The sequence below is a fragment of the Enterobacter sp. SCRI0065 genome, assembly GCF_059766475.1.
The window spans coordinates 218,998-241,174 of the sequence record NZ_JCBAJB010000002.1 but is presented as its reverse complement, the minus strand read 5'-3'; the positions used below and the strand labels follow the sequence as shown (position 1 = coordinate 241,174).

Sequence of the window (22,177 nt, the reverse complement as noted above, 5' to 3'; positions counted from 1 at the left end):
CTTCTTTCCTCAGTTAAGATCTTCCGGCCACGGGAAGTGTTCCGCCTTTAATTCCGGCGTGTGGTAATAATTCTGTAGTGCTTTAATAAAGCGCGCTGGACGTTCCGGTATCCCTTTCTCAAGATATTCCATTACCTGTGCGTGAACGCGACGCTGGAACGTAATTCTGTCCGGCTCGCAGTCCCCTTCCAGGTTGTCACAGCTGACGTTGAATGGATAACCTGCCGCGACGCAAAACAGCCAGTCGAAGGCCTGCGGTTTAACCTCCACGTCTTCAAACTGCCCTTGCGTGGCAGCGTCGCGTCCGTCCGGGCAATACCAGTAACCAAAATCAACCTGTTCACGGCGCGCTTTCCCGGCGATGCACCAGTGGGAAATTTCATGCAAACCGCTGGCGTAAAAGCCGTGCGCAAACACAATTCGGTTGTACGGTACGTCGGCATCAGCAGGAAGATAGATCGGTTCGTCGTCGCCTTTAATCAGACGGGTATTAAAATCATCAGCAAAACAGCCGTTGAAGACCTCAATCAGCTGCTCATAATTATGTGTACTGTTCATTAGTTCATCCCCAACCAGTTGAGGATCTCCTGTCCGTGGCTGTCATAAAGAAGTTTGGCACTCATCACCGCCGATACCACAACAATCATTGGACGAATGAGCTTCTGGCCTTTGCTTAATACCAGACGCGAGCCTACGCGCGCGCCTAAAAACTGCCCCACCATCATGACAAAACCGGTCGCCCAGATAACTTTGCCGCCGATAATAAACAGCAGCAGGCCGCCGACGTTCGACGTGGCGTTAAGCACCTTGGCATGCGCGGTGGATTTGGCAAGGTTAAAACCGGCCAGCGTGACGAAAGCCAGTGCATAAAACGATCCCGCACCCGGCCCGAAAAATCCATCGTAGAACCCGACGCAACCACCGGCTATCAGCGCAAACGGCAAACCGTAAAGACGGCGCTGACGGTCTTCTTCGCCAAGCTTTGGCATCAGTAAAAAATAGAGGCCAATACAGATGACCAAAATCGGTAAAATCTGACGCAGGATGTCTGACTGAACGTGCTGCACCAGCAACGCACCGGTCGTTGAGCCAATAAAGGTCATCAGAATATTCAGCTTCTGATCGGCGACGTTAACGACCTTACGACGAATAAAATAGATTGAAGCCGACAGCGATCCGCCGCACGCCTGTAGCTTATTGGTGGCCAGCGCCTGCGCAGGGCTCATGCCCACCGCCAGCAGCGCGGGAACGGTTAAAAGCCCGCCACCGCCAGCCAGGGCATCAATGAATCCCGCCAGCATCGCGATAAAAAAAAGCACCGCCAGCAATAGCGGTGACACCATAAACAGATCGACGAAATTATCCATTACAGTACATGCTCATCCAGTAGCGCCTGACAGGAAGGCGGCAACGGAGGCGGTGTCTTCTTCTCAGGTTTTGTTGTTCCAGGTTTGGCAGGCTCAAACCAGCTTTGTAGTTCAGCGCCGCATCCGTCGCCCGGTGGCGGTAATGGCTGATCTTCACATTCGAGGCTATTTGCCGGACAACGTAGACGCACGTGCATATGTGCGCGGTGCTGGAACCAAGGACGAACCTTGCTCAGCCAATCACGATCCGTTCCCGCATCCTGACAGAGCCGCTGCTTGATAGCCGGGTTAACGAAGATACGCGTTACCTCGTCATCTTGCGCCGCCACTTTGATCAGGCTGAAGACATCGGGCGTCCACAGCGACGGCACCACGTTTTTACCATCCCGCGCGACCAAATCGAGCGCCTGCGGTTTGAGTAACTGCGCTGAGCTCCAGCGCGCTTTTGGTAATTGCAGGAAGATATCCACATCCAGCCCTGACTGATGGCTGGCGTGCCCGCCGTTGAAGCGACCACCTGCCGGCATGCCCATATCACCGATAAGCATCGTACCCAGCCCCAGGTTATTCACCCGAGTCCCCAGACGCTGGATAAACATCACCAGATCCGGATGTCCAAAGTAACGACGCTGGTCGGTACGCATCACTTGATAAGTATTGGACTGGAGCGGAAGCTCCTGCGCACCCACGATACATCCGTTAGAAAATGCACCAATCGACTGCGCGCTACCGGCAACCGGATGGGTGATTTTTTGCCACGGCGTTGCTGCCAGACTGGCTCCGCTAGCCAGCAAGGCCAGCAGAGCAATTGCGGTTTTTTTCATTTTTACCAGCGTGGAATGGTGGTCGTCACATCCGCATTCTGCGCACGCTGGCGCAGGAAGTGATCCATTAACACGATTGCCAGCATGGCTTCAGCAATCGGCACTGCGCGGATCCCAACGCAAGGATCGTGACGCCCTTTGGTGATCATCTCGACTTCTTCGCCAGAGCGATTAATCGTATGCCCAGGAACGGTAATGCTGGAAGTCGGTTTCAATGCAATATTCGCTACGATTTGCTGGCCGCTGCTGATGCCGCCCAGAATGCCGCCCGCGTGGTTGCTCTGAAAACCTTGTGCCGTAATTTCATCGCGGTTCTGGCTGCCACGTAGTGCGACCACACCAAATCCGTCACCAATTTCCACGCCTTTTACCGCGTTGATGCTCATCATCGCGTGAGCAATGTCGGCATCAAGGCGATCAAATACGGGCTCACCTAATCCTGGCGGTACGCCGTCAGCGACGACCGTCACTTTGGCACCGATAGAATCACCTTCTTTTTTCAGGCCGCGCATCAGCTCATCCAGCGCGTCGATTTTATCCGCATCGGCGCAGAAGAACGGGTTCTGTTCAACCAGATCCCAGTCTTTAATTGCCAGTGGAATATCGCCCATCTGAGTCAGGCAACCGCGAATAACAATGCCGAATTTCTGTGCCAGATATTTTTTAGCAATTGCACCTGCCGCGACGCGCATGGCCGTTTCGCGAGCAGAGGAACGCCCACCGCCACGATAGTCACGGAAGCCATATTTCTGTTCATAGGTGTAATCAGCGTGGCCTGGGCGGAAGACGTCTTTAATCGCGCCGTAATCCTGGGAACGCTGGTCGGTGTTTTCAATCAGCAGGCCAATGCTGGTGCCGGTGGTGCGACCTTCGAAAACGCCGGAGAGAATTTTGACCTGGTCCGGTTCGCGACGCTGCGTGGTGTAACGCGAGGTGCCAGGGCGACGACGGTCAAGATCGTGCTGTAAATCCGCTTCGGTCAGTTCGATGCCTGGCGGAACGCCATCAACGATGCAACCCAGCGCCAGTCCGTGCGACTCACCAAAGGTGGTCACGCGGAATAATTGTCCAATACTGTTTCCTGCCATCACGGCTCCGTTGTCGTTGTTCTGTTTTGAGCGTTGTGAAACGGGCCGTAGCCCGCTGCATTAATCTTTATAGATGCTGAAGTGTTCGCGCGCGGCGATGAGCTGCGCTTTGGTCAGCATGAAGACGCCTTCACCACCGTTGTCGAACTCGAGCCAGGTGAACGGGACGTCCGGGTACTGCTCCATCAGATGTACCATGCTGTTACCGACTTCACAAATCAGAATACCGTCGTCGGTCAGATAATCCGGCGCGCATGCCAGAATGCGACGCGTCAGTTTCAGGCCATCTGTACCCGATGCCAGACCCAGCTCCGGCTCGTGGCGATATTCATTCGGCAGGTCGGACATATCCTCCGCGTCTACGTACGGCGGATTGGTCACGATAAGATCGTATTGCAGCGCAGGCAGGTCGCGGAACAGATCGGAGCGAATCGGCGTGACGTGATGAATCAGACCGTGCTCTTCAATGTTGTGCTCGGTGACGGCCAGCGCGTCAGACGAGATATCTACGGCATCAACTTCCGCTTCCGGGTAGGCATAAGCGCAGGCAATCGCAATGCAGCCGCTGCCGGTACACATATCCAGAATATGCTCTGGCTGATGGTCAATAAGCCCTGCGAAATGGTTGTTGATCAGCTCACCAATCGGCGAGCGAGGCACCAGCACACGCTCATCCACGAAAAACTCGTGCCCACAGAACCAGGCTTTGTTGGTCAAATACGCTACTGGGATACGTTCGTTGACGCGGCGAATCACGCGCTCAACGATGCGGTGTTTCTCACTGGAGGTCAGGCGCGCCGTGCGCATATCTTCAGGAATATCCAGCGGCAGATAAAGTGATGGCAGGACCAGTTGAACCGCCTCATCCCACGGGTTATCGGTGCCATGGCCATACCAGATATTCGCCGCGCTGAAGCGGCTGACCGACCAGCGCAACATGTCCTGAATGGTGTGTAGCTCGTTTACGGCTTCATCGACAAAAATTTTATCCACTTTTTTCTCCAGGGCATGCTTGCTTAATTTTCGGCGGCTAGTTTGCCATGAAGACGCCGATAAATCAGCATTGTCGCGACCTGGATAGCGTGAAAAAATGCGTTTTGCTTGCGCCTGCCTCAGGTAGACTATGGGAAATAAGAGATGAGACTGACTAATGAAAAAGAAAACACCGCTTAGCGAGGGGGATCAGACGCTGTTCCGCCAGCTGATGAGTGGGACACGTCAAATCAAGCAGGACACTATCGTCCATCGCCCGATGCGCAAAAAAATAACCGACGTTCCGGTTAAGCGTTTGTTGCAGGAACAAGCTGACAACAGCCACTATTTTTCAGACGAATTTCAGCCGCTGCTCAACACGGAAGGTGCGGTGAAGTACGTACGCGAAGACGTCAGCCATTTTGAGCTGAAGAAGTTACGTCGTGGAGATTATTCGCCGGAGCTGTTTCTCGATTTGCACGGCTTAACGCAGATGCAGGCTAAACAGGAACTGGGGGCACTCATTGCCGCCTGTCGCCGTGAGCATATATTTTGTACCTGCGTGATGCACGGCCACGGAAAACATATTCTCAAACAGCAAACGCCCCTATGGCTGGCTCAGCATCCACATGTCATGGCCTTTCATCAGGCACCAAAGGAATATGGCGGAGACGCCGCGCTGCTGGTATTGATAGAGATAGAAGAGTGGCAGCTGTCGGAACTGCCCTGACAGACTGGCGGGAGGCTCTCGCTCCCCGCCGTATCGCGCGTCACATTAAATCGCTTTCGCCATTTTTAAATTGCACGGACTCATTTGCCAGTTGAAGACCCCTTTGCCTTCGTCATCAATCGTGACGTTAGCAATCGCTGAGGTAGTAAACATTGGCGGTGTTTCGCCAGGGCACAGTTCAGATACCAGATAACCGACCAGCGGCAAATGGGAAATAACCAGTGCAGAAGCGACACCTTCACTGCTGAGCGCCTGGAGATACTCGCTTACCGAGCCGACATCACCACATGGCGTAAGCTCAGGAAGCACATCCACGCTGTCCGGCAGGTTCATACATTCCCCCACCACACCCAGCGTCTGCTCAGCGCGCAGGAATGGACTAACCAGAACACGTTCGATATCCACTTTTTGGCCCTTGAGCCACGTAGCCATCAGACGAGATTCATCGCAGCCACAGGTTGTCAAAGGTCGAACAGAATCACTGGCGGCATCGAGTGCCGCGTCGCCGTGACGCATGATAAAAACTTGCATATTGCACCGCTTTTGTTAACCAGAATCACCAGCGTCGACTACCCGCGACAACATCAGAAGGTAGAAAACCCGATGGCCGGGCATTGTGCCTGATCCATTCGATGAATGAAACGCTGTTTTTTACCTTAATGGCGTAAGTATAATCAATAACTGTTTACAAAATCGCCAAAACAGGTTCATTCAACTCAGGATTTACGCTTCTTTAACCCTGGCTTTCAGGGTCAATTTTCTTTGCGGGCCAAAATGTCTGCCCCTGTTCCGCCATATGTAATAACGCTTCACATGGTGTAAACCGCGCACCATAAAGTGATGCCAGACGCTGCAATATTGCCACCACTTCACCTGCCCCCAGTTTGTCCATATAGCGGAAAGGACCACCGAGGAAAGGCGGAAAACCAATACCAAACACCGCGCCGATATCGCCATCGCGCGCGTTTTTAACGACCTGCTCATCATGACAACGCGCGGCTTCATTGAGCATCATCATCACGCAGCGTTCAGCGCACTGTTGCGCGGAAAGTTTACCCGCCCCGGTTGTCTGAATGAGCCCATAAACTGCGGGGTCAACCTGTTTCTTGCTTTTACGCCCTTTCACAGCGTAAAGATAGAAACCACGACCATTTTTTCTGCCTTTGCGATCGTCATTCAAGATCGCAGAAACAATGTTTGCAGGAGGGCTAAAACGTTCGCCGTAAGCCGCCTCCAGCACAGGTATAATTTTAGTACCGGTATCAATTCCAACCTCATCCAAAAGTTGGATTGGACCCACCGGGAAGCCAAAATTAACGAGCGCATTGTCGACGTGCTCGATTTTCTCGCCTTCCACCAGCAGCCGCATTGCTTCGTTTATATAGGGGGCAAGGATGCGATTCACGTAAAAACCGGCTTTATCGGCTACCACAACGGGCGTTTTACCCTGCATCTTTGCAAGCTTAACGATCGTTGCCACCGTTTGCGGGCTAGTTTCTGCATGGGGAATGACCTCAACCAGCGGCATTTTTTCAACCGGACTGAAGTAATGCAGGCCGATGACCTGCTCGGGCCGTGTCGCCCTGGCCGCAATGTCACCTATCGGCAACGATGAGGTGTTTGAGGCGAAAATAGTGTGCGGTGCGCCGTTTTGCTCCACCTCAGCCACCATTTGCTGCTTGAGAGCTAAATCCTCAAATACTGCTTCGATCACCACGTCACGATGTTGAAAACCGCTGTAATCCGTGGTTCCAGAAATCATTGCCAGTTCGCGGTCACGTTCTCCTGCTTTGATATGGCGGCGTTTGACCTTTTGATCAAGCAATTGCCAGCTATATTGCAGTGCGTGATTGATGCCTTTTGTGTTGATGTCTTTTATTCGGACCGGAATTTTACCCTTGCTGGCGGTCACAAATGCGATGCCACCGCCCATCAATCCCCCGCCCAGTACGCCAACGGCGTTTATTTGCGCAGGCGTCGCCTCGCTGCCGGGATCCTTTTTCACTTCAGTACTGGCAAAAAATACGCTACGCAGAGCCTGTGATTCAGGCGTCATCGCCAGTTCACCAAAGGCTTTAGCTTCAGCGGCATAACCACTGCTGCTCCCCTGCGACAGGCCCGTTTCGATCACCTCAAGAATGCGTTTCGTCGCCGGATAATTGCCCTTGGTTTTCTGTTCGGTCTTCTTGCCAACCCTATTAAAGAGCAACGCCCGCCCCAGCGGCCCGGCAAGAATGCGCTCGCGTACTGGCAGACGTCGGCCTGTTTGACGTCCTTTCAGCGCCAGCTCCACAGCGGCTTGCAGAAGAATGGAATGCGGAACCACTTCATCCACTAACCCGGCCTTTAATGCCTGGCGTGGACGAAGCTGTTTACCGGTCAGAATCATCTCCAGAGCGGTGCTCACGCCAATCAGTCGAGGTAAACGCTGCGTCCCGCCCGATCCGGGTAACAGTCCTAACTGTACTTCCGGTAGCCCTAGCACCGTTTTAGGATCGTCGGTACAAATGCGACCATGACAGGCCAGCGCAAGTTCCAGCCCGCCACCCAGGCAGGCGCCGTGAATGGCAGCGATCGCCGGGATCGGTAAACTGTGGATCTCCGCCATGATCTGCTGCCCTTGACGAGCCAACTGTTCAGCATCCTGAGCACTGTTAGCGCGGGCGATCATGTTGATATCCGCACCGGCAATAAAGTTGTCGGGTTTCGCTGAGATAAAGACCAGGCCACGTATCTCTTTGTTCTCACGAACTTGCTTGAGGATGGCGCGCACCTGAGCGCCAAATTCGGCCTTCAGGGTATTCATTTTCTCGCCTGGCACATCGATAGTCACAATGGCTACGTTGTCCAGGCGCACCTGTAAGGTAAAAGCGGAAGTCATATCCATCACTCAGCCTCCAGAACCATCGCCGCGCCCAGACCACCCGCCGCGCAGGCGGTGACCAGACCAAAGCCTCCGCCTCGACGGCGTAGCTCGTGCAGCGTTTGCGTAATCATTCGCGCACCGGTTGCCGCAAACGGGTGCCCATAGGCAATTGATCCGCCCAGCACGTTGAATTTGCTTTCATCAACTTCTCCTGTTGCATGCGCGCGCCCCAGCACGTCGCGAGCAAAACGTTCGCTATTCAACAGTTGCAAGTTCGCCAGCGTTTGTGCAGCAAAGGCTTCATGCATATCGATAAGCGTTAAATCGGAAAGCGTTAATCCCGCCCGCTCGAGCGCTAAAGGAGTAGACCACGCAGGTCCCAGCAGCATGTCCTGCCAGACATCAATAGCGGTAAAGGCGTAACTGCGTAAATAACCCAGCGGTTTGAGGCCAAGCTCTCTGGCGCGTGATTCAGTCATCAGGATCACAGCCGCTGCGCCGTCGGTCAAAGGCGTGCTGTTAGCCGCGGTGACGGTACCGTGCTTACGGTCAAACGCCGGACGCAGTTTTGCGTAATCGGCAAGCGTCGATGCGCCGCGAATATTGTTATCTTCAACCAGCGGTTCGCGGAAAGGCGGGATATATGCGGTCATCACTTCTTCCGTGAGCTTGCCTTCAGACCATGCGAGAGCAGCACGCTGATGTGAGCGGTGAGCCAGTGCGTCCTGCTGTTCACGGGTGATCCCGTAGGTTTTTGCCATTTGCTCAGCGGTATCGCCCATCCGCAGGCCGGTTGAGTATTCCGCGACAGCAGGCGGAACGGGGGCAAGATCCCGCAAACGCAGTTGGGAAAAGAGTTTGATTTTTTGACTCATCGTACGGGCTTTATTGACGTCCACCAGCACGCGTCCAAGTTTTTTACTGACGCCAATGGGCAGAACGGAAGATGAATCGGCACCGCCCGCAATACCCGCGCGGATAGTTCCCGTTATCAGGCTTTCGGCCACGTTCGCCACGGCCTGGAAGCTGGTGGCGCAGGCACGGCTGACGCTGTAGGCATCGGTGTGTACACTCATACCGGTGCCCAGTACGATTTCACGCGCAATGTTTGGCGCTTCGGGCATCTGAACCACTTGACCAAAGACCAGTTGTTCAATGATTTCTGGCGGTATCTCGCTGCGAGCCAGCATCTCTCCGACGACCATTTTCCCCAGATCGACAGCCGGTATTCCATGATAAGCCGTCGCCTGACGCGCGAACGGAGTACGCAATCCGCTGACAATAGCTATGCGATCGCCCTGGCGGGTGACTAGCGGTAATGCCTGACTCATAACGCTCCCCTGTAAATAACAAATGCGCAAAGTGGTCTGACCTGATAATAGTCTTAACCATTTTTTTACATTCAGCCAATCAGGGAAACAAAAAAGTGCGAGCTAAAACACAGAGAAGAAAAAGAAAACGCCTCCGCGGGACAGAGGCGCTGTAGACCGGATTAACGCAGGCCGAGCTGGAAAATCAGTGTTTCTGCTTCGCAAGCAAAGACGAAGTCGATATCAAGCTGTACACCACCTTCGACTTCAGTGAAGGTTGATTTGATTTCGCATGGCTCAGATTCAACATCGCGCGCGCGTTGGGTCAGCGCAGACAGCGTCTCTTCGGCCTCTGCACGATTCGTGAATACGCGGCTGTAAGACGCGGTGCAATCGGTGTTGTCCATGATGGTACCAACATCAATACAGCAGCAAACCGGGGTTTCATCAGCACTGCATTTACTCATAGCTCAATTTCCTCTGTATTCGCGCACAGCGCGAGATAAACACGATGCTAGTATTTTACGCCCCTGCATGGAGTCGCTCCAGTCGTTAATGGCGCAAAATGAGACAAGTGACCAATATCACACTAAAAAATGATCTAACTCAAAAATCACCCTTTTCGGTGAGTGCCAGTAGTCGCATTTTTGCCACGCAGATCCCGTTTCATGAAACATGTTTGAAAAATTTAACAAACAAACTTGCAACATTCCATCTGGTCGGACCTATACTCTCGCCACTGGTCTGATTTCTAAGTGTTACCACAGACCCTACACTTCGCGCTCCTGTTACTACGTGTAACAATTATTGAATAAAAATAACTCGATGAGGTTATGGTCATGAGCCAGAAAACCCTGTTCAAAAAGACTGCGCTGGCAGTCGCAGTGGCAATCGTATCAACGTCCGCCTGGTCAGCGGGCTTCCAGCTTAACGAATTTTCTTCCTCTGGCCTTGGCCGCGCCTATTCTGGCGAAGGCGCTATCGCAGATGATGCGGGCAACGTGAGCCGTAACCCGGCGCTGATCACCATGTTTGATCGCCCTACTTTCTCTGCCGGTGCCGTTTTCATCGACCCCGATGTGAATGTGTCAGGTCGTTCCCCATACACTGGAGCCAGCCTGAAAGCTGACAATATTGCTCCAACTGCATGGGTACCAAATCTACACTTCGTTGCACCAATCAACGATCAATTCGGTTGGGGTGCATCGGTTACCTCCAACTACGGTCTGGCAACCGAGTTCAATACCAATTATCCCGCTGGCGAGTACGCCGGTAAAACCGATCTGACCACCGTTAACCTGAACCTGAGTGGTGCCTATCGTCTTAATGATAGCTGGAGCTTCGGTCTGGGCTTTAACGCCGTCTACGCTGATGCGAAAATCGAACGTTATTCCGGTGAACAAACTGCGGCATTGCCAAAAAACAGCAACAAAATTGCCAGCCTTAAAGGCGATGAATGGGGCTACGGCTGGAATGCAGGTATTCTTTATGAGCTGGACAAAAACAACCGTTGGGGCTTGACCTATCGTTCAGAAGTAAAAATTGACTTCGATGGTGATTACAAAAGCGGAATCCTGACGCCTGTGAATGGCATGGTTCCGGGCGCAGGCACCACTATCCCGTGGGGAACGTCTGGCCAAACTATACCGGGTTCACTCTCGCTAAATCTGCCTGAGATGTGGGAAGTTTCAGGCTATAACCGAGTAGCACCTCAGTGGGCAGTTCACTACAGCCTGGCTTATACCAGTTGGAGCCAGTTCCAGGAGCTGAAAGCGACCGGCAGCAATGGTCAGACGCTGTTCTACAAAGACGAAAGTTTCCATGATGCCTACCGTATCGCCCTTGGTACCACCTATTATATGGATGATAGCTGGACGTTCCGTACCGGTATCGCCTTTGATGATAGCCCGGTTCCGGCTGACAAGCGTTCTATCTCTATCCCGGATCAGGACCGCTTCTGGCTGAGCGCAGGCGCAACCTACGCATTCAACAAAGATGCGTCTATCGATGCGGGTGTGTCTTATATGCACGGTCAGAAAGTCACCTTCCAGGAAGGCCCGTACGAGTTCACATCTGAAGGGAAAGCCTGGCTGTACGGTATGAACTTCAACTACGCCTTCTAATCACGACAGCATTAAAAAAGGTGAGCATCAGATGCTCACCTTTTTCATTTATTGCGCATCAATCTCGGACAGTTCATTCTCAATCGCTTTCGCGTTCGGATTATCTTCCGGCTTCAGCTTGCCGCCATTGGCAATAAAGTCGTGATTCTGGAAGTAAGCTTCGCGCACCATAATGTATGGGTCGGAAGACTGACGCAGCAGGCCGTCGGAATCCAGCAGTTGAGCACGCGTTTCGATTCCTTCCACCGTCCATTTACCAATCGACAGCGGCCAGGTCAGCCATGACAGCACCGGATAGAGGGTATCGACCATGTCGCCACCATCATCACGCACGGTAAAGCTGCCATAGAACGGAAGGTGAACATACGGACCGTAACCCACGCCATAATGCCCCATCGTGCTACCAAAGCGGTGCGGCTGCTCACGCTGAAGTTTCGGGTTTGCCATGCCGGCAACATCGATCAAGCCACCCATACCCAAAAGGGTGTTCAGGAAGAAGCGAGTGAAATGCACCATCCCCTGATAGGGATTACCCTGCAGGAAGAAGTTCGCCATTACCGCCGGCTCTTCCAGGTTACTGGTGAAATTGCTGAGCCCATTGCGCGCAGGCTGCGGTACGTAATCACGCCAGGCCACTGCGACTGGGCGAACCACATACGGGTCCAGCACATTGTAGTTAAAGCTATACATACTGCGGTTGAACCCTTCTAACGGATCGGAGCGCCCCGTTTGCTCGCCCGAGCTGGCACAGCCCACGAGCAACGTAGAGCCCAGCGCAAGCGCCGACAGCCGTAGTTTCATAGTTTTCTCCCTGTTAAGTATGGCTATCGTTGATTGCCATCCGTCACGGTGCGTCAGACGCACCGCCAATAAACATGCAAGTGATTGTAACAGCACGTTTCTGGATGTCCACGCACGCAATGAAGAGCAAAAATAGCCCTCATTCTTCTCTCAGCATAGCCTGGCTTTATTGATTCGGTTTCCGGTCAAGTTTACCGATTGTTTAAAAAGGATGTATCGCGTTTTTTGCCATTGCACAGAAAATAAGAGTATACCGCCTGGAAACTCTGTCAGAACCGCTACGCTTAACAGGATGATTATGGCGTGGAGAACCTCTATGGACGATTTGAAAGAAGAGAAAATTGGTCAGCATACTGACGAAATCGAAGTGGATAGCGAAGAAAAGCAAAGCGGTAAGAAGATAGAAGTGGATGAGGATCGGCTACCTTCACGCGCCATGGCTATCCACGAACACATTCGTCAGGATGGTGAAAAAGAGCTTGAGCGCGACGCCATGGCGCTGCTGTGGTCTGCGATTGCAGCCGGGCTGTCTATGGGGGCGTCGCTGCTGGCAAAAGGGATTTTCCACGTGCAGCTTGAAGGTATCCCCGGCGGGTTTCTGCTTGAAAACCTCGGCTATACGTTTGGCTTTATTATTGTCATTATGGCCCGGCAGCAGCTGTTTACAGAAAACACCGTGACTGCCGTGCTCCCCGTGATGCAAAGCCCTACGTGGGGCAACTTCGGCTTGCTGATGCGCTTGTGGGGCGTGGTGCTTCTCGGCAATATCATCGGTACCGGGGTAGCCGCGTGGGCGTTCGAATACATGCCGATATTTGATGAACCCACGCGCGACGCGTTCGTGAAAATCGGCATGGATGTGATGAAAAATACGCCTCTTGAGATGTTCTCAAACGCCATCATTTCCGGCTGGATTATCGCCACTATGGTCTGGATGTTCCCCTCTGCGGGAGCCGCCAAAATTGTGGTGATCATTTTGATGACCTGGCTGATTGCGCTTGGCGATACCACGCACATCGTCGTGGGCTCCGTTGAAATTTTGTATCTGATATTTAACGGCACGCAGCACTGGACTGATTTTTTCTGGCCATTTGCCTTACCCACTCTCGCGGGTAATATCTGCGGAGGCACCTTTATTTTCGCCCTGCTAAGCCATGCGCAAATCCGTAATGACATGTCCAACAAACGTAAAGCTGAATTAAAGGAAAAGGAAAGCGAGAGGCAAAACAAAGCGGAAAAGCAAAATAAATCATCCTAAATGGCGACTCTTTAAGCAGTCGGGCGGCAAGGCGCTTAACGCAACGAGCGAATAACGCTATACTCTTGCCGCTTCGTCCCCTTAGTTAAATGGATATAACGAGCCCCTCCTAAGGGCTAGTTGCAGGTTCGATTCCTGCAGGGGACACCATCACCTTGTCTACGAACGTCTACTAAAACCCACTTTAATCAGTAAATTCATTAAGTTAACTTACTCACGCCGTCTACTACCATCTACTAAGATATTTCAATATCCAGCTTGTTTTGTTGGTATTTATGTTGGTATGGTAAGTTCGATAATGCAGATACCATCACTGCAAGAGGTTTTCAATGGCACTTACTGAGATTAAAGTCAGAAACACAAAACCTACTGAAAAACCCGTCAAGCTGACAGATGGATACGGTATGCACCTCCTGATTCAGCCTAACGGCTCTAAATACTGGCGTCTGCAATACCGTTTTTCCGGTAAACAAAAAATGCTGGCCTTGGGTGTCTATCCAGAGGTGTCATTATCTGAAGCTCGTCGTAGAAGGGATGAAGCAAGACAACTCATTGCCAACAACATTGACCCAGGTGAAAAGAGAAAAGCGGGAAAAATAGAAGAGAAAGGGTTGCTCACTTTTGAAACCGTCGCCCGGAATTGGCATTCAAGTAACAGAACATGGTCTGTCAGCCACAGGACAACAGTCCTAAACAGCTTAATTTCACACTTGTTTCCTGTGATAGGCAAACGGAACATCACTGAACTCAAAACCCGCGATTTACTACTTCCACTAAAAAAAGCCGAGGCAGCAGGACACCTTGAACTTGCAGCTCGACTGCAACAAAGAATTACCGCAATCATGCGATATGCTGTCCACAATGCATTGATCGACCAAAATCCTGCCTATGATCTTGCTGGTGCTGTTACCACAGCCAAGAGCAATCATCGCCCTGCACTTCCTCTAGAACAACTACCAGACCTTCTTAAACGGATTAAAGCTTATAAAGGCAAAGGCATCACTCAAATTGCAGTTCAACTGACTTTGCTGACTTTCATACGTTCAAGCGAGCTGAGATTTGCTCGTTGGTCAGAAGTGAATTTAAACAATTCGTTATGGACGATCCCTGGCGAACGGCAAGAGCTGATAGGGGTAAAGTATTCTGGTAGAGGCTCTAAAATGAAATCGCCTCACCTAGTGCCATTGAGTCAACAGGCCAAGACTCAACTTCAAGAACTTCAGAAAATCAGTGGTGAGAAAGAACTCATGTTTATCGGCTTTAGTCGGGACGATAAACCGATAAGTGAGAACACCGTAAACAAAGCGCTTCGCGCTATGGGTTATGACACAAAAACTGACGTTTGTGGGCATGGTTTTAGAACAATGGCTTGTAGCGCATTAATCGAATCAGGGTTATGGTCGAGAGATGCCGTAGAGCGCCAGATGAGCCATCAGGAACGAAACTCGGTTCGAGCAGCTTATATTCACAAAGCAGAACATCTGGAAGAAAGAAGGCTGATGCTTCAATGGTGGGCTGACTATCTTGATTCTTGTAATGTTAAAGCTCTTACACCTTATGAATTTTCAAGGTGATTATATGGTTTAACAGCGTTAAACATCACAAAAGAAATACAAAATGAAAAAAATACAGCACAATACAATATATAAAAACCTATGAATTAAGGTGAAATATGACTTACATAATAACAAGCGAAGAGGCTACAAGTCTTTTTTCTATATCTCTTCCATGTAACTTCATCTGCATAGAAGGCCATACCGCCTCGGGTAAAACAAAAGCAGGTAATTTATTAGCTCAACATTTGAATGCACATTTTATAGATACAGATAGTTTTATTGATGATACTAAAGATAAAAATCTAAACTATGTTGATCAATTAAAATTAGAAGAATTACTAACGGAAATAAGAAAAAATACAGGAAAAAAAATCATAGTTGGCATCTGCTTACGTGATACACTGAGTCGGCTTAAATTAAATGAAGAAATGTTCTATATATATATAAAAGCAATATCAAAAACATCAAAAATCTGGATGGAAGAATATAACTTAGTTGATTTTAAAGAAGGGAGCATGGACACATCCAATATCCCTAAAGCTCATTTAGATAGCTATGGATACACATTAAAATACGAGCCACAAAACAAAGCAGATGTTATTTTTGAGAGATTGTCATAATAAAGTAATTTATATAAATAACTCACCACCAAAACAAAATAAATTAACTTCGCACTCTCACTTAATTTATTTATTTATTTATTTATTTATTTATAATAGATTAGAGAATTAAATTCAAAACTTATGCGTTATTGCCTAATATTTTGGTAATAACGCATTTTATATGATTCAATCCATTGCATAAATTAAATGCATAGTTTGTGCTTTATGAATTCCGCTACAAACCTCGCAGATAATACGCATGCAGGACCATGAAATGCGTCATCTTTAAGCGTATCGCCTAAATCAACCACAGATTTAACCCCAAAATAAATTGGTCTAGAAAGCGATTGGTTTGCAGCCTCATATAAGGCGTACATTTCCATTTCAATAGCTTTGAGTTTACGATGTTGAAGCCCTATTTCTTCCATCTTCTTTTCATCAGCTATAACAGCCGACCCAGAGGATAATGGTCCTAATACGACACCAGACACTGATAATTCACTGCAGTATAAGCCTTCCTTGAATTTACTAATAATCTGTTCATTGCTTATGAAATGACTAAGCTCAGTTTTAATACTACTATCTAAAGATACTTGATATGGTTCTTGCACAAATCGTTTATTTTTGTACTTTCCCGTCTGATACTCCCAACATGTATCGCCAATAATCAAATCTAAGTAATTAGATTCACCTTTGACACCGGCACAAATTCCACTCATAGCAACTAATTTCGGTTGAAAATATTCAATCGCTTTTGAAGCTGTGATTGCCATATTTACAAGCCCCATCCTTGCTGGTTGGATACATAATCCTTTCCGTCCCTCAATAGTTACTTCCTGACAATCTAAACCTTTAATAATCTTTTTTTCACCAACTTCAGCAATGCTTTTCTCATACGCATCTCTTTCTTTACTTAGTGCACAAAAGATTAAGAAATCAAAGCTAGCTTTATCACTTAATTTTGCAATCTTTTGCTTTAAGCTATCTTTCCAGGTATCGCTATTTTCATTGTAATGGACTACGGTAATACCCAACTCATTGAATGATTCGATATTTTCAATATCAACAATTTCGTATTTTGTTATTGCAATCGACTCTGTTTGATAATTTATACTATGGTTAAAGTCGCTTAATATATCTTCAGAAACATCAACAGAATGTTCATTACCATCTTTTAGTGGCAAGTATATATCGAAAATTATTAAATCAAATTTCTCTGATAATATCTTCCTACGAGCGCTGGCTAAACTCTTAACATAATCAATTTTTTTCTCATCGTTTGTTTCAACACTATTTATTAGTGCAATTAAACTATCTTTTTTAACACTTTCATCTTCAATTAATAAAATATTCATAATCCCTCTATAAATTCTTTAATATTCACATGCCAATCAGTAATGTCATTATCATATAATGACACACTTATATTTTCAAACCCATAAAGCTTTTGCAGCTCTTTGCCGGCGTCATCAATTGAGAAGTAATCATCTTCTATCTCTATTTCCTCATACTGAGTTAATATTAAGACAGGAATATACTCTTTTTTTCTATAGCTTAGCTCCAACAAAATTTCAACACCCCCAGCAGGCATTGGTATAGGGCTTCCTTCCCCTATTCTCGCAGCATGACTCGGAAGAGACATATCTAAAATTATTTTGTCTGGAGTATTATTTTTAACAAATTTAATAGCTGCATGAACATTATCACACCTACAAATCTCTACTTCACTCATAAAAACACTAATTGATTCAATAATTTTTGAATACTTGAAAAAATCATCTTCAACAATTAAAATTTTCATAATTAATAATCCATAATAAAGTCGAAAGATATGGTCATATTTTCATCATTTAATTCATAATCCAAATTCTTTATTAGATTATCATCCTCCATCCTTGTAAGCTTTTTCAATCCACTATTTTCATCAATGTCATTTGCATCGTCATTATTTTCAATGAATTTTCTTTCAATCTCAATTTTTCTTTTAATACCATCGTTTTGAGATTTGAATTCGGACATGACAGATATCTTTAACGCTTTAGAACTTGAGTTAAATTCAATCTTTAAATTTAAATTCCCATCAGACTTACCGTGTCTAGCAGCATTATGTATTATAAGATAAAGAGCATCGTAAATAGCAAAATACTTTCCGCCACTAATCTCATATTTTTCATCGCAAACACTTACTATCGGTTCAAAACCGTTTTCAAGACCTTTTACCTCAGATACAACGGCCTTGAAAAGCAAAACAATGTCAGTGGTAGGAGAAACTATTGAGGGTTTATTAAACCATGAAGATATCGTTCTAAATTTTTCAGCTGAAATGGAGTTTATATTAGATGTAAACTCTTGATATTCTCTTTTCAACGTTCCCTTGAAATTGTGCCCGATGATGTTAAACACTCCATACTTCGATTTGTATTCCATCAACAACTTTCTAATTTCTGATAAATCCTCTTCAATAAACCTCCAACAATATTCAACTATGATAAAAGGCAAATGGGCTCCACTAGAATCTTTAAGATATGAATTAAGTATATCTTTAAGCAAGTGGTCTGCGATAACTATTTTAGATTTAGTAGTTAAGTCTGTTTTTAGGAATCCATTTGGTTTAGATTTACTAAATATGTGTAAATATCCATTTTTCAACTCATCCAGCATCTGAGTATAATTTTTCAACCATGCTGAAAAATGCTCATTGAAAATTTTATTTGCCTTTAAATTTGTATATTTAGCAGAATTTTGTATATCAGTTATATCTTTTAAACCAGTGCCTTTAAATGTTCCATGTCTGATACGTCGACCTAAGTAAGATGCTACACCAAATAATTTATTTGCACAAAACTCCTCATAATAACTCAATATCTCTGCGGCTATACTATCGACGACCGTTAACCCTGACTTTGCTTTCACCCAATTAGCTTTAACATTTGAGATTTCAATAGCATTATTTATATTAAGCATTTCTAAAAGATTAATGAATTTATTTATTTTATTATCATTTATCCATTGAATATATTTGGTTGTATCAACATATATACGCGAATCATCTATCGTGCCTTTTTCTTTACTTATTTTTATATCAGTTCTTAAGTTTTTAGATCGCTCTACATAGTGAAGATCTTGAGTGGTCTCACCAAACCATTCAAGAATGTTAGCTCGATTATTAATTGCATCAATTGGCCGATCGGTAAGGTCAAACATCATGCTTAAAAAATTCTCATCGCATAAGTTTATTAAATGTTCAGTGACTGCTGGTGATATGTTGTAAAAATGCCTAACCATTTTTATGATATCTGACTCAAACCTATCAACAATAACCTCTTGGAGATTTGCTCTTAAAACATGTTCAGCTTTTCTTGTTTTATATTTAATGAACATTAAACAAGATATTATCAATGCAACATCGGAATTCTCACTCGTTGCAAGAATTCTAGAAAGAATTCTCTCTGGGCAAATCTCTCCTATGTCATGAGTGTAAGTCATTAATTTGATAAATGCATCATCATTCCCAGATATATCACCTTCTAGATTTTCTAATATATACATCAGCGCAGTGGTATTTTCTAATTGCCCAGACGTTTCTGAATTGTATTCTTCAAAATTAATTAAATATCCACCTTCACTACTTACCCTCAAATCCATAAAACCATTTAGATCATGAAAATATTCATTCAAACTATTTATTTGAATTGGAGGTCTTGCAAAATACCCGCTCTCATCCTTCCTGTAAAATGCGTCGTGAATCAGTCTATACTTGAAGACCCAATCAAGCTCTCCTAATAAAAATGACTCTCTAAAAAAGAACTGATCCACATATTCTTCGTCACTTGGCTCATTAATCTCCATCACAGGGTAACATTTAGAAAAGCTATTATATTTCTCTCTAAGTTCATTAAAATGACCGTTGAAGATATCTGCAAAAGGAAGTTGAATTCTTTCACTGTTAAATATATATATAACTGCATCAAGTAATGAAAATGAATAGTATGCATTTAAAGTCTTACTGTAAACACTTTCACTCTCAGGAAATGGTTCTAAAAAACTCCTTACCATTAAATTAATATACTTATCACTTTTATTATCTTTGATTTTACCATACAAATTAAAATAATCATCCTTCGATATTGAAATCCATTTTATTGCATTCTCCAAATGTTTTATTCGTGAAATTTGTATCTTGCCTAATATTTCATCCAGAATTACTTTAACATTAGAGCCTGTGCTAACTTCATCATTTTGAGAGACTTTGTTCCTTAAAAAGTGAATAATTCTTATTAATAGAATAGACAACCCTTGCGCATCAATTATTTCATTGATTTTCTCAATAGCTTTTTCATACTTGCTTTTATTAATATTTATATATAGAGAATCATACAGCATGAAAATATCATTTAACTTATCAAGGTTTTTTTCTATATTCAATCCTATCTCATCAATTGTCCCTAATTCTTCTTCACCATGTATAAGCATACATTTGTCAACGAAATATCTTGAATAGTTGTTAGCCCTAAACAACTCATTCCCTCTAACAACATTTACACATTCTTTATATTCTTTGTTATTACAAGATTCTTTTATTTTTTCTAAAGCTTTAAGAACGTCACCTTTACTATCATTGTTAAGAATACCTCGAATAATATTTCTTGCTTTTATGTTTGAAATGCTTGAAACGGGATAATAAGCATCATTTTTTCTGTTAAAAGATAGTTTTTTGTTTATCATGAGTTTTGCTCAACAGTATAATTATGAATGCACGAGATTAAACATTATACCAAATTTTCAATTGTAGTAAAGCAAGGGCTAACTCATCGAAGCTCCGCTTCTCTAAGTTGCCTTGTTTTTCGCTCTTCGGTTGAAAAAGAAAAACCAGGTTAAACCCTTGCAATTGACATACATGGCATTTCGAATAAACTTTATTAAGTATTTTAAAGGAATGACTCAGCGTGCAAGAAATATCAATATGCACATTTGAAAAGGAATTTATATGAATAAAAAAACAACTCTATCAGACATAAAAAAACAAAACCCATCGGGAAAATCTCATTCCCTAAAACTCCCGTTGAATTACTGCGAATACATTGTATTAGCATCAGATTGAATAAAGAAGAATTAGCGCTTATCAATACCCGACGAGGTGATAAAAGTAAGGGGGAATGGCTTCGCATGGCATCCCTGAATCAACTCCCTCCTGTCGTGCCTGCAATAAACGTCGAGACATGGAAACTGTTAGGTGAAATTTCCCAGCAATTTAATCGTGTTCTTTCGCATTTAAATAATAAAAATACAGACAGTGATCTGACAAAAACAGAAATTTTCTATGTGAATAAACTCATTAAAGATCTTCGAATAAATTTACTCAATATCGATAGACAGGGAAAAGGAGTGTCTGATGAAGGGAATGCAAAAAATCAAAAGAGGTAAGGCATTCTCTGGAGTCGTTCTCTATGTATTGAAACCGAGTTCGCATCACAAGCAAGACCCTATCGTCATCGGTGGAAATTTGCTTGGATATAAAGCAACAGACCTTATTGAAGAATTTAATCTGTCAAAACAGCGACGCCCGGACGTTGCTAAACCTGTATGGCACAACTCGCTACGCTTACCCACGGGCGAATCACTCTCACCGACCCAATGGGTGGCGTTCGCTGACGATTACATGATGAGGATTGGGTTTAGTGAGACTCACCTGCGTTGTTACGTTTTGCATGATGACGAAGCCGGCCAACATATACACATTATTGCCAGTCGCATTGATATGAACAGTAGCAAGCTTTATCTCGGCAAGAACGAGAATCTCATCAGCACGCGTATAATCAGTGAACTCGAAATGACTCACCATCTGACAGTGACAAAATCCGCAGCTTCCATAGACCCGCAGCAAGCGAAGCGGAAGAGGATCTCTCGCAACGAACAAATGCTTTCCGCAAGAATCAGTAGCCCATCACCTAAACAGGCTCTTCAGGAGATCCTTGATAAAAGTTTGGCTGACAGACCTGAACTTCCCACTTTTATCAAGCGACTCGAAGTTGCAGAAGTCACCTGGACAGCGAATGTCGCCAGCACAGGAAAAATGAACGGGTTCTCGTTCTCATATCGTGATATAGCCTTCAAAGCTTCGCAGCTCGGTAAAAAATATTCTTGGGCGAATCTTCAGAAATGCATAAACTACGAGCCAGACCGCGATAACCCACTTCTATTAAATGCCATGCCAGTTGCTCCTGCTCCTGCTCCTGCTCCTGCTCCTGCTCCTGCAAAAAAGCTAATCAATGCAACGAAGGGATCACTCACTATTTCTGAGAAAATAGCGTCTCTTTCTTCTTCCATAGCGTTCCCCCCTCCCGTAACGGTTTCTCTTGCCCCTGCACCCTCTTTAACGCCCGATATTGTTGCTATAGAAGATAAACGTCAACGCATAATCGATGCTGTCCTCGATTTACAAAATGCCAAGAGCAGGAAAGAAGCAAAGTTCACTCGCTTCAACCTTTGGTTGATTTACATTAACCAATTGAAAATGTTTGGTTTTTACTTGATAAATTCTTTCCGAAAATTCAAGAGAGTCCTGACCGTCCACGCATTAACCCCATACATACGAACAAAGCTTACTGAAAATATTAAAAACCTTAAATAACAGTAAATTACAACCATTCCAACATTAGCCATTAAAGCATAATGCGCTA

At 45.9% G+C, this 22,177-nt stretch carries 20 protein-coding genes and 1 tRNA gene; 8 read left to right on the top strand and 13 right to left on the bottom strand.

All coding sequences use genetic code 11. The features are described from left to right. Nucleotides 1–9: 9 nt before the first annotated feature. Genes AC6EMZ_RS07025 through prmB form a run of 5 tightly spaced genes read right to left on the bottom strand, consistent with a single transcriptional unit; the run spans nucleotide 10 to nucleotide 4,272 of the window. Entirely contained in the window at nucleotides 10–558 is a 549-nt protein-coding gene (locus AC6EMZ_RS07025) for an elongation factor P hydroxylase (protein ID WP_498401742.1), read from the bottom strand. Next, nucleotides 558–1,367 (bottom strand): sulfite exporter TauE/SafE family protein, encoded by an 810-nt coding sequence (locus AC6EMZ_RS07020; protein ID WP_498401741.1) that lies wholly within the window; start codon nucleotides 1,365–1,367, stop codon nucleotides 558–560. Before AC6EMZ_RS07020 ends, AC6EMZ_RS07025 begins: the two co-directional genes overlap by 1 nt. Continuing rightward, entirely contained in the window at nucleotides 1,367–2,191 is an 825-nt protein-coding gene (gene mepA / locus AC6EMZ_RS07015) for a penicillin-insensitive murein endopeptidase (RefSeq protein ID WP_498401740.1), read from the bottom strand. The genes AC6EMZ_RS07020 and mepA overlap by 1 nt, the downstream gene beginning before the upstream one ends. 2 nt (nucleotides 2,192–2,193) lie before the next feature. After that, a complete protein-coding gene (gene aroC / locus AC6EMZ_RS07010) occupies nucleotides 2,194–3,279 on the bottom strand; it encodes a chorismate synthase (RefSeq protein ID WP_498401739.1) in 1,086 nt (361 codons plus the stop codon). A gap of 60 nt (nucleotides 3,280–3,339) precedes the next feature. Next, nucleotides 3,340–4,272: a 50S ribosomal protein L3 N(5)-glutamine methyltransferase gene (prmB, locus tag AC6EMZ_RS07005; protein ID WP_498401738.1), complete on the bottom strand. Its 933-nt coding sequence runs from the start codon at nucleotides 4,270–4,272 to the stop codon at nucleotides 3,340–3,342. Nucleotides 4,273–4,429: 157 nt separating this feature from the next. Here prmB and smrB point away from each other — a divergent pair, with 157 nt between their 5' ends. Beyond that, the gene (gene smrB / locus AC6EMZ_RS07000; protein ID WP_498401737.1) at nucleotides 4,430–4,981 is read left to right on the top strand and encodes an endonuclease SmrB; all 552 of its coding nucleotides are present in this window, start codon (nucleotides 4,430–4,432) and stop codon (nucleotides 4,979–4,981) included. Between the two features lie 45 nt (nucleotides 4,982–5,026). On the opposite strand, the gene sixA is transcribed toward smrB, so the two are convergent. The 4 genes from sixA to AC6EMZ_RS06980 all read right to left on the bottom strand — a co-directional run bounded on the left by sixA (nucleotide 5,027) and on the right by AC6EMZ_RS06980 (nucleotide 9,624). Then, on the bottom strand, nucleotides 5,027–5,512 hold the full coding sequence (gene sixA / locus AC6EMZ_RS06995) for a phosphohistidine phosphatase SixA (RefSeq protein ID WP_498401736.1): 486 nt from the start codon (nucleotides 5,510–5,512) through the stop codon (nucleotides 5,027–5,029). 202 nt (nucleotides 5,513–5,714) lie between these two features. Next, complete coding sequence (gene fadJ, locus AC6EMZ_RS06990; protein ID WP_498401735.1) at nucleotides 5,715–7,868, bottom strand: fatty acid oxidation complex subunit alpha FadJ; 2,154 nt, start codon at nucleotides 7,866–7,868, stop codon at nucleotides 5,715–5,717. After that, nucleotides 7,868–9,178, bottom strand: coding sequence for an acetyl-CoA C-acyltransferase FadI (gene fadI / locus AC6EMZ_RS06985; RefSeq protein ID WP_498401733.1), 1,311 nt, complete (start codon nucleotides 9,176–9,178; stop codon nucleotides 7,868–7,870). Before fadI ends, fadJ begins: the two co-directional genes overlap by 1 nt. A 161-nt stretch (nucleotides 9,179–9,339) precedes the next feature. Beyond that, nucleotides 9,340–9,624: a YfcZ/YiiS family protein gene (locus AC6EMZ_RS06980; protein WP_498401732.1), complete on the bottom strand. Its 285-nt coding sequence runs from the start codon at nucleotides 9,622–9,624 to the stop codon at nucleotides 9,340–9,342. A gap of 372 nt (nucleotides 9,625–9,996) precedes the next feature. On the opposite strand from AC6EMZ_RS06980, the gene fadL reads away from it, so the two are divergent. Then, the gene (fadL, locus tag AC6EMZ_RS06975) at nucleotides 9,997–11,280 is read left to right on the top strand and encodes a long-chain fatty acid transporter FadL (RefSeq protein ID WP_498401730.1); all 1,284 of its coding nucleotides are present in this window, start codon (nucleotides 9,997–9,999) and stop codon (nucleotides 11,278–11,280) included. A gap of 48 nt (nucleotides 11,281–11,328) precedes the next feature. Here fadL and mlaA read toward each other — a convergent pair whose 3' ends face one another. Continuing rightward, entirely contained in the window at nucleotides 11,329–12,081 is a 753-nt protein-coding gene (gene mlaA / locus AC6EMZ_RS06970) for a phospholipid-binding lipoprotein MlaA (protein WP_498401728.1), read from the bottom strand. A gap of 316 nt (nucleotides 12,082–12,397) precedes the next feature. Here mlaA and AC6EMZ_RS06965 point away from each other — a divergent pair, with 316 nt between their 5' ends. From AC6EMZ_RS06965 to AC6EMZ_RS06950, 4 genes are all read left to right on the top strand, one after another. Then, entirely contained in the window at nucleotides 12,398–13,339 is a 942-nt protein-coding gene (locus AC6EMZ_RS06965) for a formate/nitrite transporter family protein (protein WP_498401726.1), read from the top strand. A gap of 75 nt (nucleotides 13,340–13,414) precedes the next feature. Next, nucleotides 13,415–13,489 (top strand) — tRNA-Arg (locus AC6EMZ_RS06960). Between the two features lie 179 nt (nucleotides 13,490–13,668). After that, a complete protein-coding gene (locus AC6EMZ_RS06955) occupies nucleotides 13,669–14,913 on the top strand; it encodes a tyrosine-type recombinase/integrase (RefSeq protein ID WP_498401724.1) in 1,245 nt (414 codons plus the stop codon). 98 nt (nucleotides 14,914–15,011) lie between these two features. Beyond that, a complete protein-coding gene (locus tag AC6EMZ_RS06950; RefSeq protein ID WP_498401723.1) occupies nucleotides 15,012–15,515 on the top strand; it encodes a shikimate kinase in 504 nt (167 codons plus the stop codon). Nucleotides 15,516–15,700: 185 nt separating this feature from the next. On the opposite strand, the gene AC6EMZ_RS06945 is transcribed toward AC6EMZ_RS06950, so the two are convergent. Genes AC6EMZ_RS06945 through AC6EMZ_RS06935 form a run of 3 tightly spaced genes read right to left on the bottom strand, consistent with a single transcriptional unit; the run spans nucleotide 15,701 to nucleotide 20,222 of the window. Beyond that, a complete protein-coding gene (locus AC6EMZ_RS06945) occupies nucleotides 15,701–16,852 on the bottom strand; it encodes a phosphorylase family protein (RefSeq protein WP_498401721.1) in 1,152 nt (383 codons plus the stop codon). Further along, nucleotides 16,849–17,298 (bottom strand): response regulator, encoded by a 450-nt coding sequence (locus tag AC6EMZ_RS06940; protein ID WP_498401719.1) that lies wholly within the window; start codon nucleotides 17,296–17,298, stop codon nucleotides 16,849–16,851. The genes AC6EMZ_RS06945 and AC6EMZ_RS06940 overlap by 4 nt, the downstream gene beginning before the upstream one ends. Before the next feature lie 2 nt (nucleotides 17,299–17,300). Further along, a complete protein-coding gene (locus tag AC6EMZ_RS06935) occupies nucleotides 17,301–20,222 on the bottom strand; it encodes a hypothetical protein (RefSeq protein ID WP_498401718.1) in 2,922 nt (973 codons plus the stop codon). A gap of 372 nt (nucleotides 20,223–20,594) precedes the next feature. Here AC6EMZ_RS06935 and AC6EMZ_RS06930 point away from each other — a divergent pair, with 372 nt between their 5' ends. Then, complete coding sequence (locus AC6EMZ_RS06930) at nucleotides 20,595–20,921, top strand: hypothetical protein (RefSeq protein WP_498401716.1); 327 nt, start codon at nucleotides 20,595–20,597, stop codon at nucleotides 20,919–20,921. Further along, nucleotides 20,890–22,128 (top strand): relaxase/mobilization nuclease domain-containing protein, encoded by a 1,239-nt coding sequence (locus tag AC6EMZ_RS06925; protein WP_498401715.1) that lies wholly within the window; start codon nucleotides 20,890–20,892, stop codon nucleotides 22,126–22,128. Before AC6EMZ_RS06930 ends, AC6EMZ_RS06925 begins: the two co-directional genes overlap by 32 nt. Nucleotides 22,129–22,177: the final 49 nt, after the last annotated feature.

Bases quoted from the DNA above. Each gene is read 5' to 3' on its own strand.
- mepA (WP_498401740.1), bottom strand. From the start codon at position 2,191: ATGAAAAAAACCGCAATTGCTCTGCTGGCCTTGCTGGCTAGCGGAGCC.
- AC6EMZ_RS06980 (WP_498401732.1), bottom strand. From the start codon at position 9,624: ATGAGTAAATGCAGTGCTGATGAAACCCCGGTTTGCTGCTGTATTGAT.
- AC6EMZ_RS07020 (WP_498401741.1), bottom strand. From the start codon at position 1,367: ATGGATAATTTCGTCGATCTGTTTATGGTGTCACCGCTATTGCTGGCG.
- AC6EMZ_RS06935 (WP_498401718.1), bottom strand. From the start codon at position 20,222: ATGATAAACAAAAAACTATCTTTTAACAGAAAAAATGATGCTTATTAT.
- smrB (WP_498401737.1), top strand. From the start codon at position 4,430: ATGAAAAAGAAAACACCGCTTAGCGAGGGGGATCAGACGCTGTTCCGC.
- aroC (WP_498401739.1), bottom strand. From the start codon at position 3,279: ATGGCAGGAAACAGTATTGGACAATTATTCCGCGTGACCACCTTTGGT.
- fadL (WP_498401730.1), top strand. From the start codon at position 9,997: ATGAGCCAGAAAACCCTGTTCAAAAAGACTGCGCTGGCAGTCGCAGTG.
- AC6EMZ_RS06925 (WP_498401715.1), top strand. From the start codon at position 20,890: ATGAAGGGAATGCAAAAAATCAAAAGAGGTAAGGCATTCTCTGGAGTC.
- AC6EMZ_RS06945 (WP_498401721.1), bottom strand. From the start codon at position 16,852: ATGAATATTTTATTAATTGAAGATGAAAGTGTTAAAAAAGATAGTTTA.
- AC6EMZ_RS06965 (WP_498401726.1), top strand. From the start codon at position 12,398: ATGGACGATTTGAAAGAAGAGAAAATTGGTCAGCATACTGACGAAATC.
- fadJ (WP_498401735.1), bottom strand. From the start codon at position 7,868: ATGGATATGACTTCCGCTTTTACCTTACAGGTGCGCCTGGACAACGTA.
- AC6EMZ_RS07025 (WP_498401742.1), bottom strand. From the start codon at position 558: ATGAACAGTACACATAATTATGAGCAGCTGATTGAGGTCTTCAACGGC.
- AC6EMZ_RS06950 (WP_498401723.1), top strand. From the start codon at position 15,012: ATGACTTACATAATAACAAGCGAAGAGGCTACAAGTCTTTTTTCTATA.
- AC6EMZ_RS06940 (WP_498401719.1), bottom strand. From the start codon at position 17,298: ATGAAAATTTTAATTGTTGAAGATGATTTTTTCAAGTATTCAAAAATT.
- mlaA (WP_498401728.1), bottom strand. From the start codon at position 12,081: ATGAAACTACGGCTGTCGGCGCTTGCGCTGGGCTCTACGTTGCTCGTG.
- sixA (WP_498401736.1), bottom strand. From the start codon at position 5,512: ATGCAAGTTTTTATCATGCGTCACGGCGACGCGGCACTCGATGCCGCC.
- AC6EMZ_RS06955 (WP_498401724.1), top strand. From the start codon at position 13,669: ATGGCACTTACTGAGATTAAAGTCAGAAACACAAAACCTACTGAAAAA.
- fadI (WP_498401733.1), bottom strand. From the start codon at position 9,178: ATGAGTCAGGCATTACCGCTAGTCACCCGCCAGGGCGATCGCATAGCT.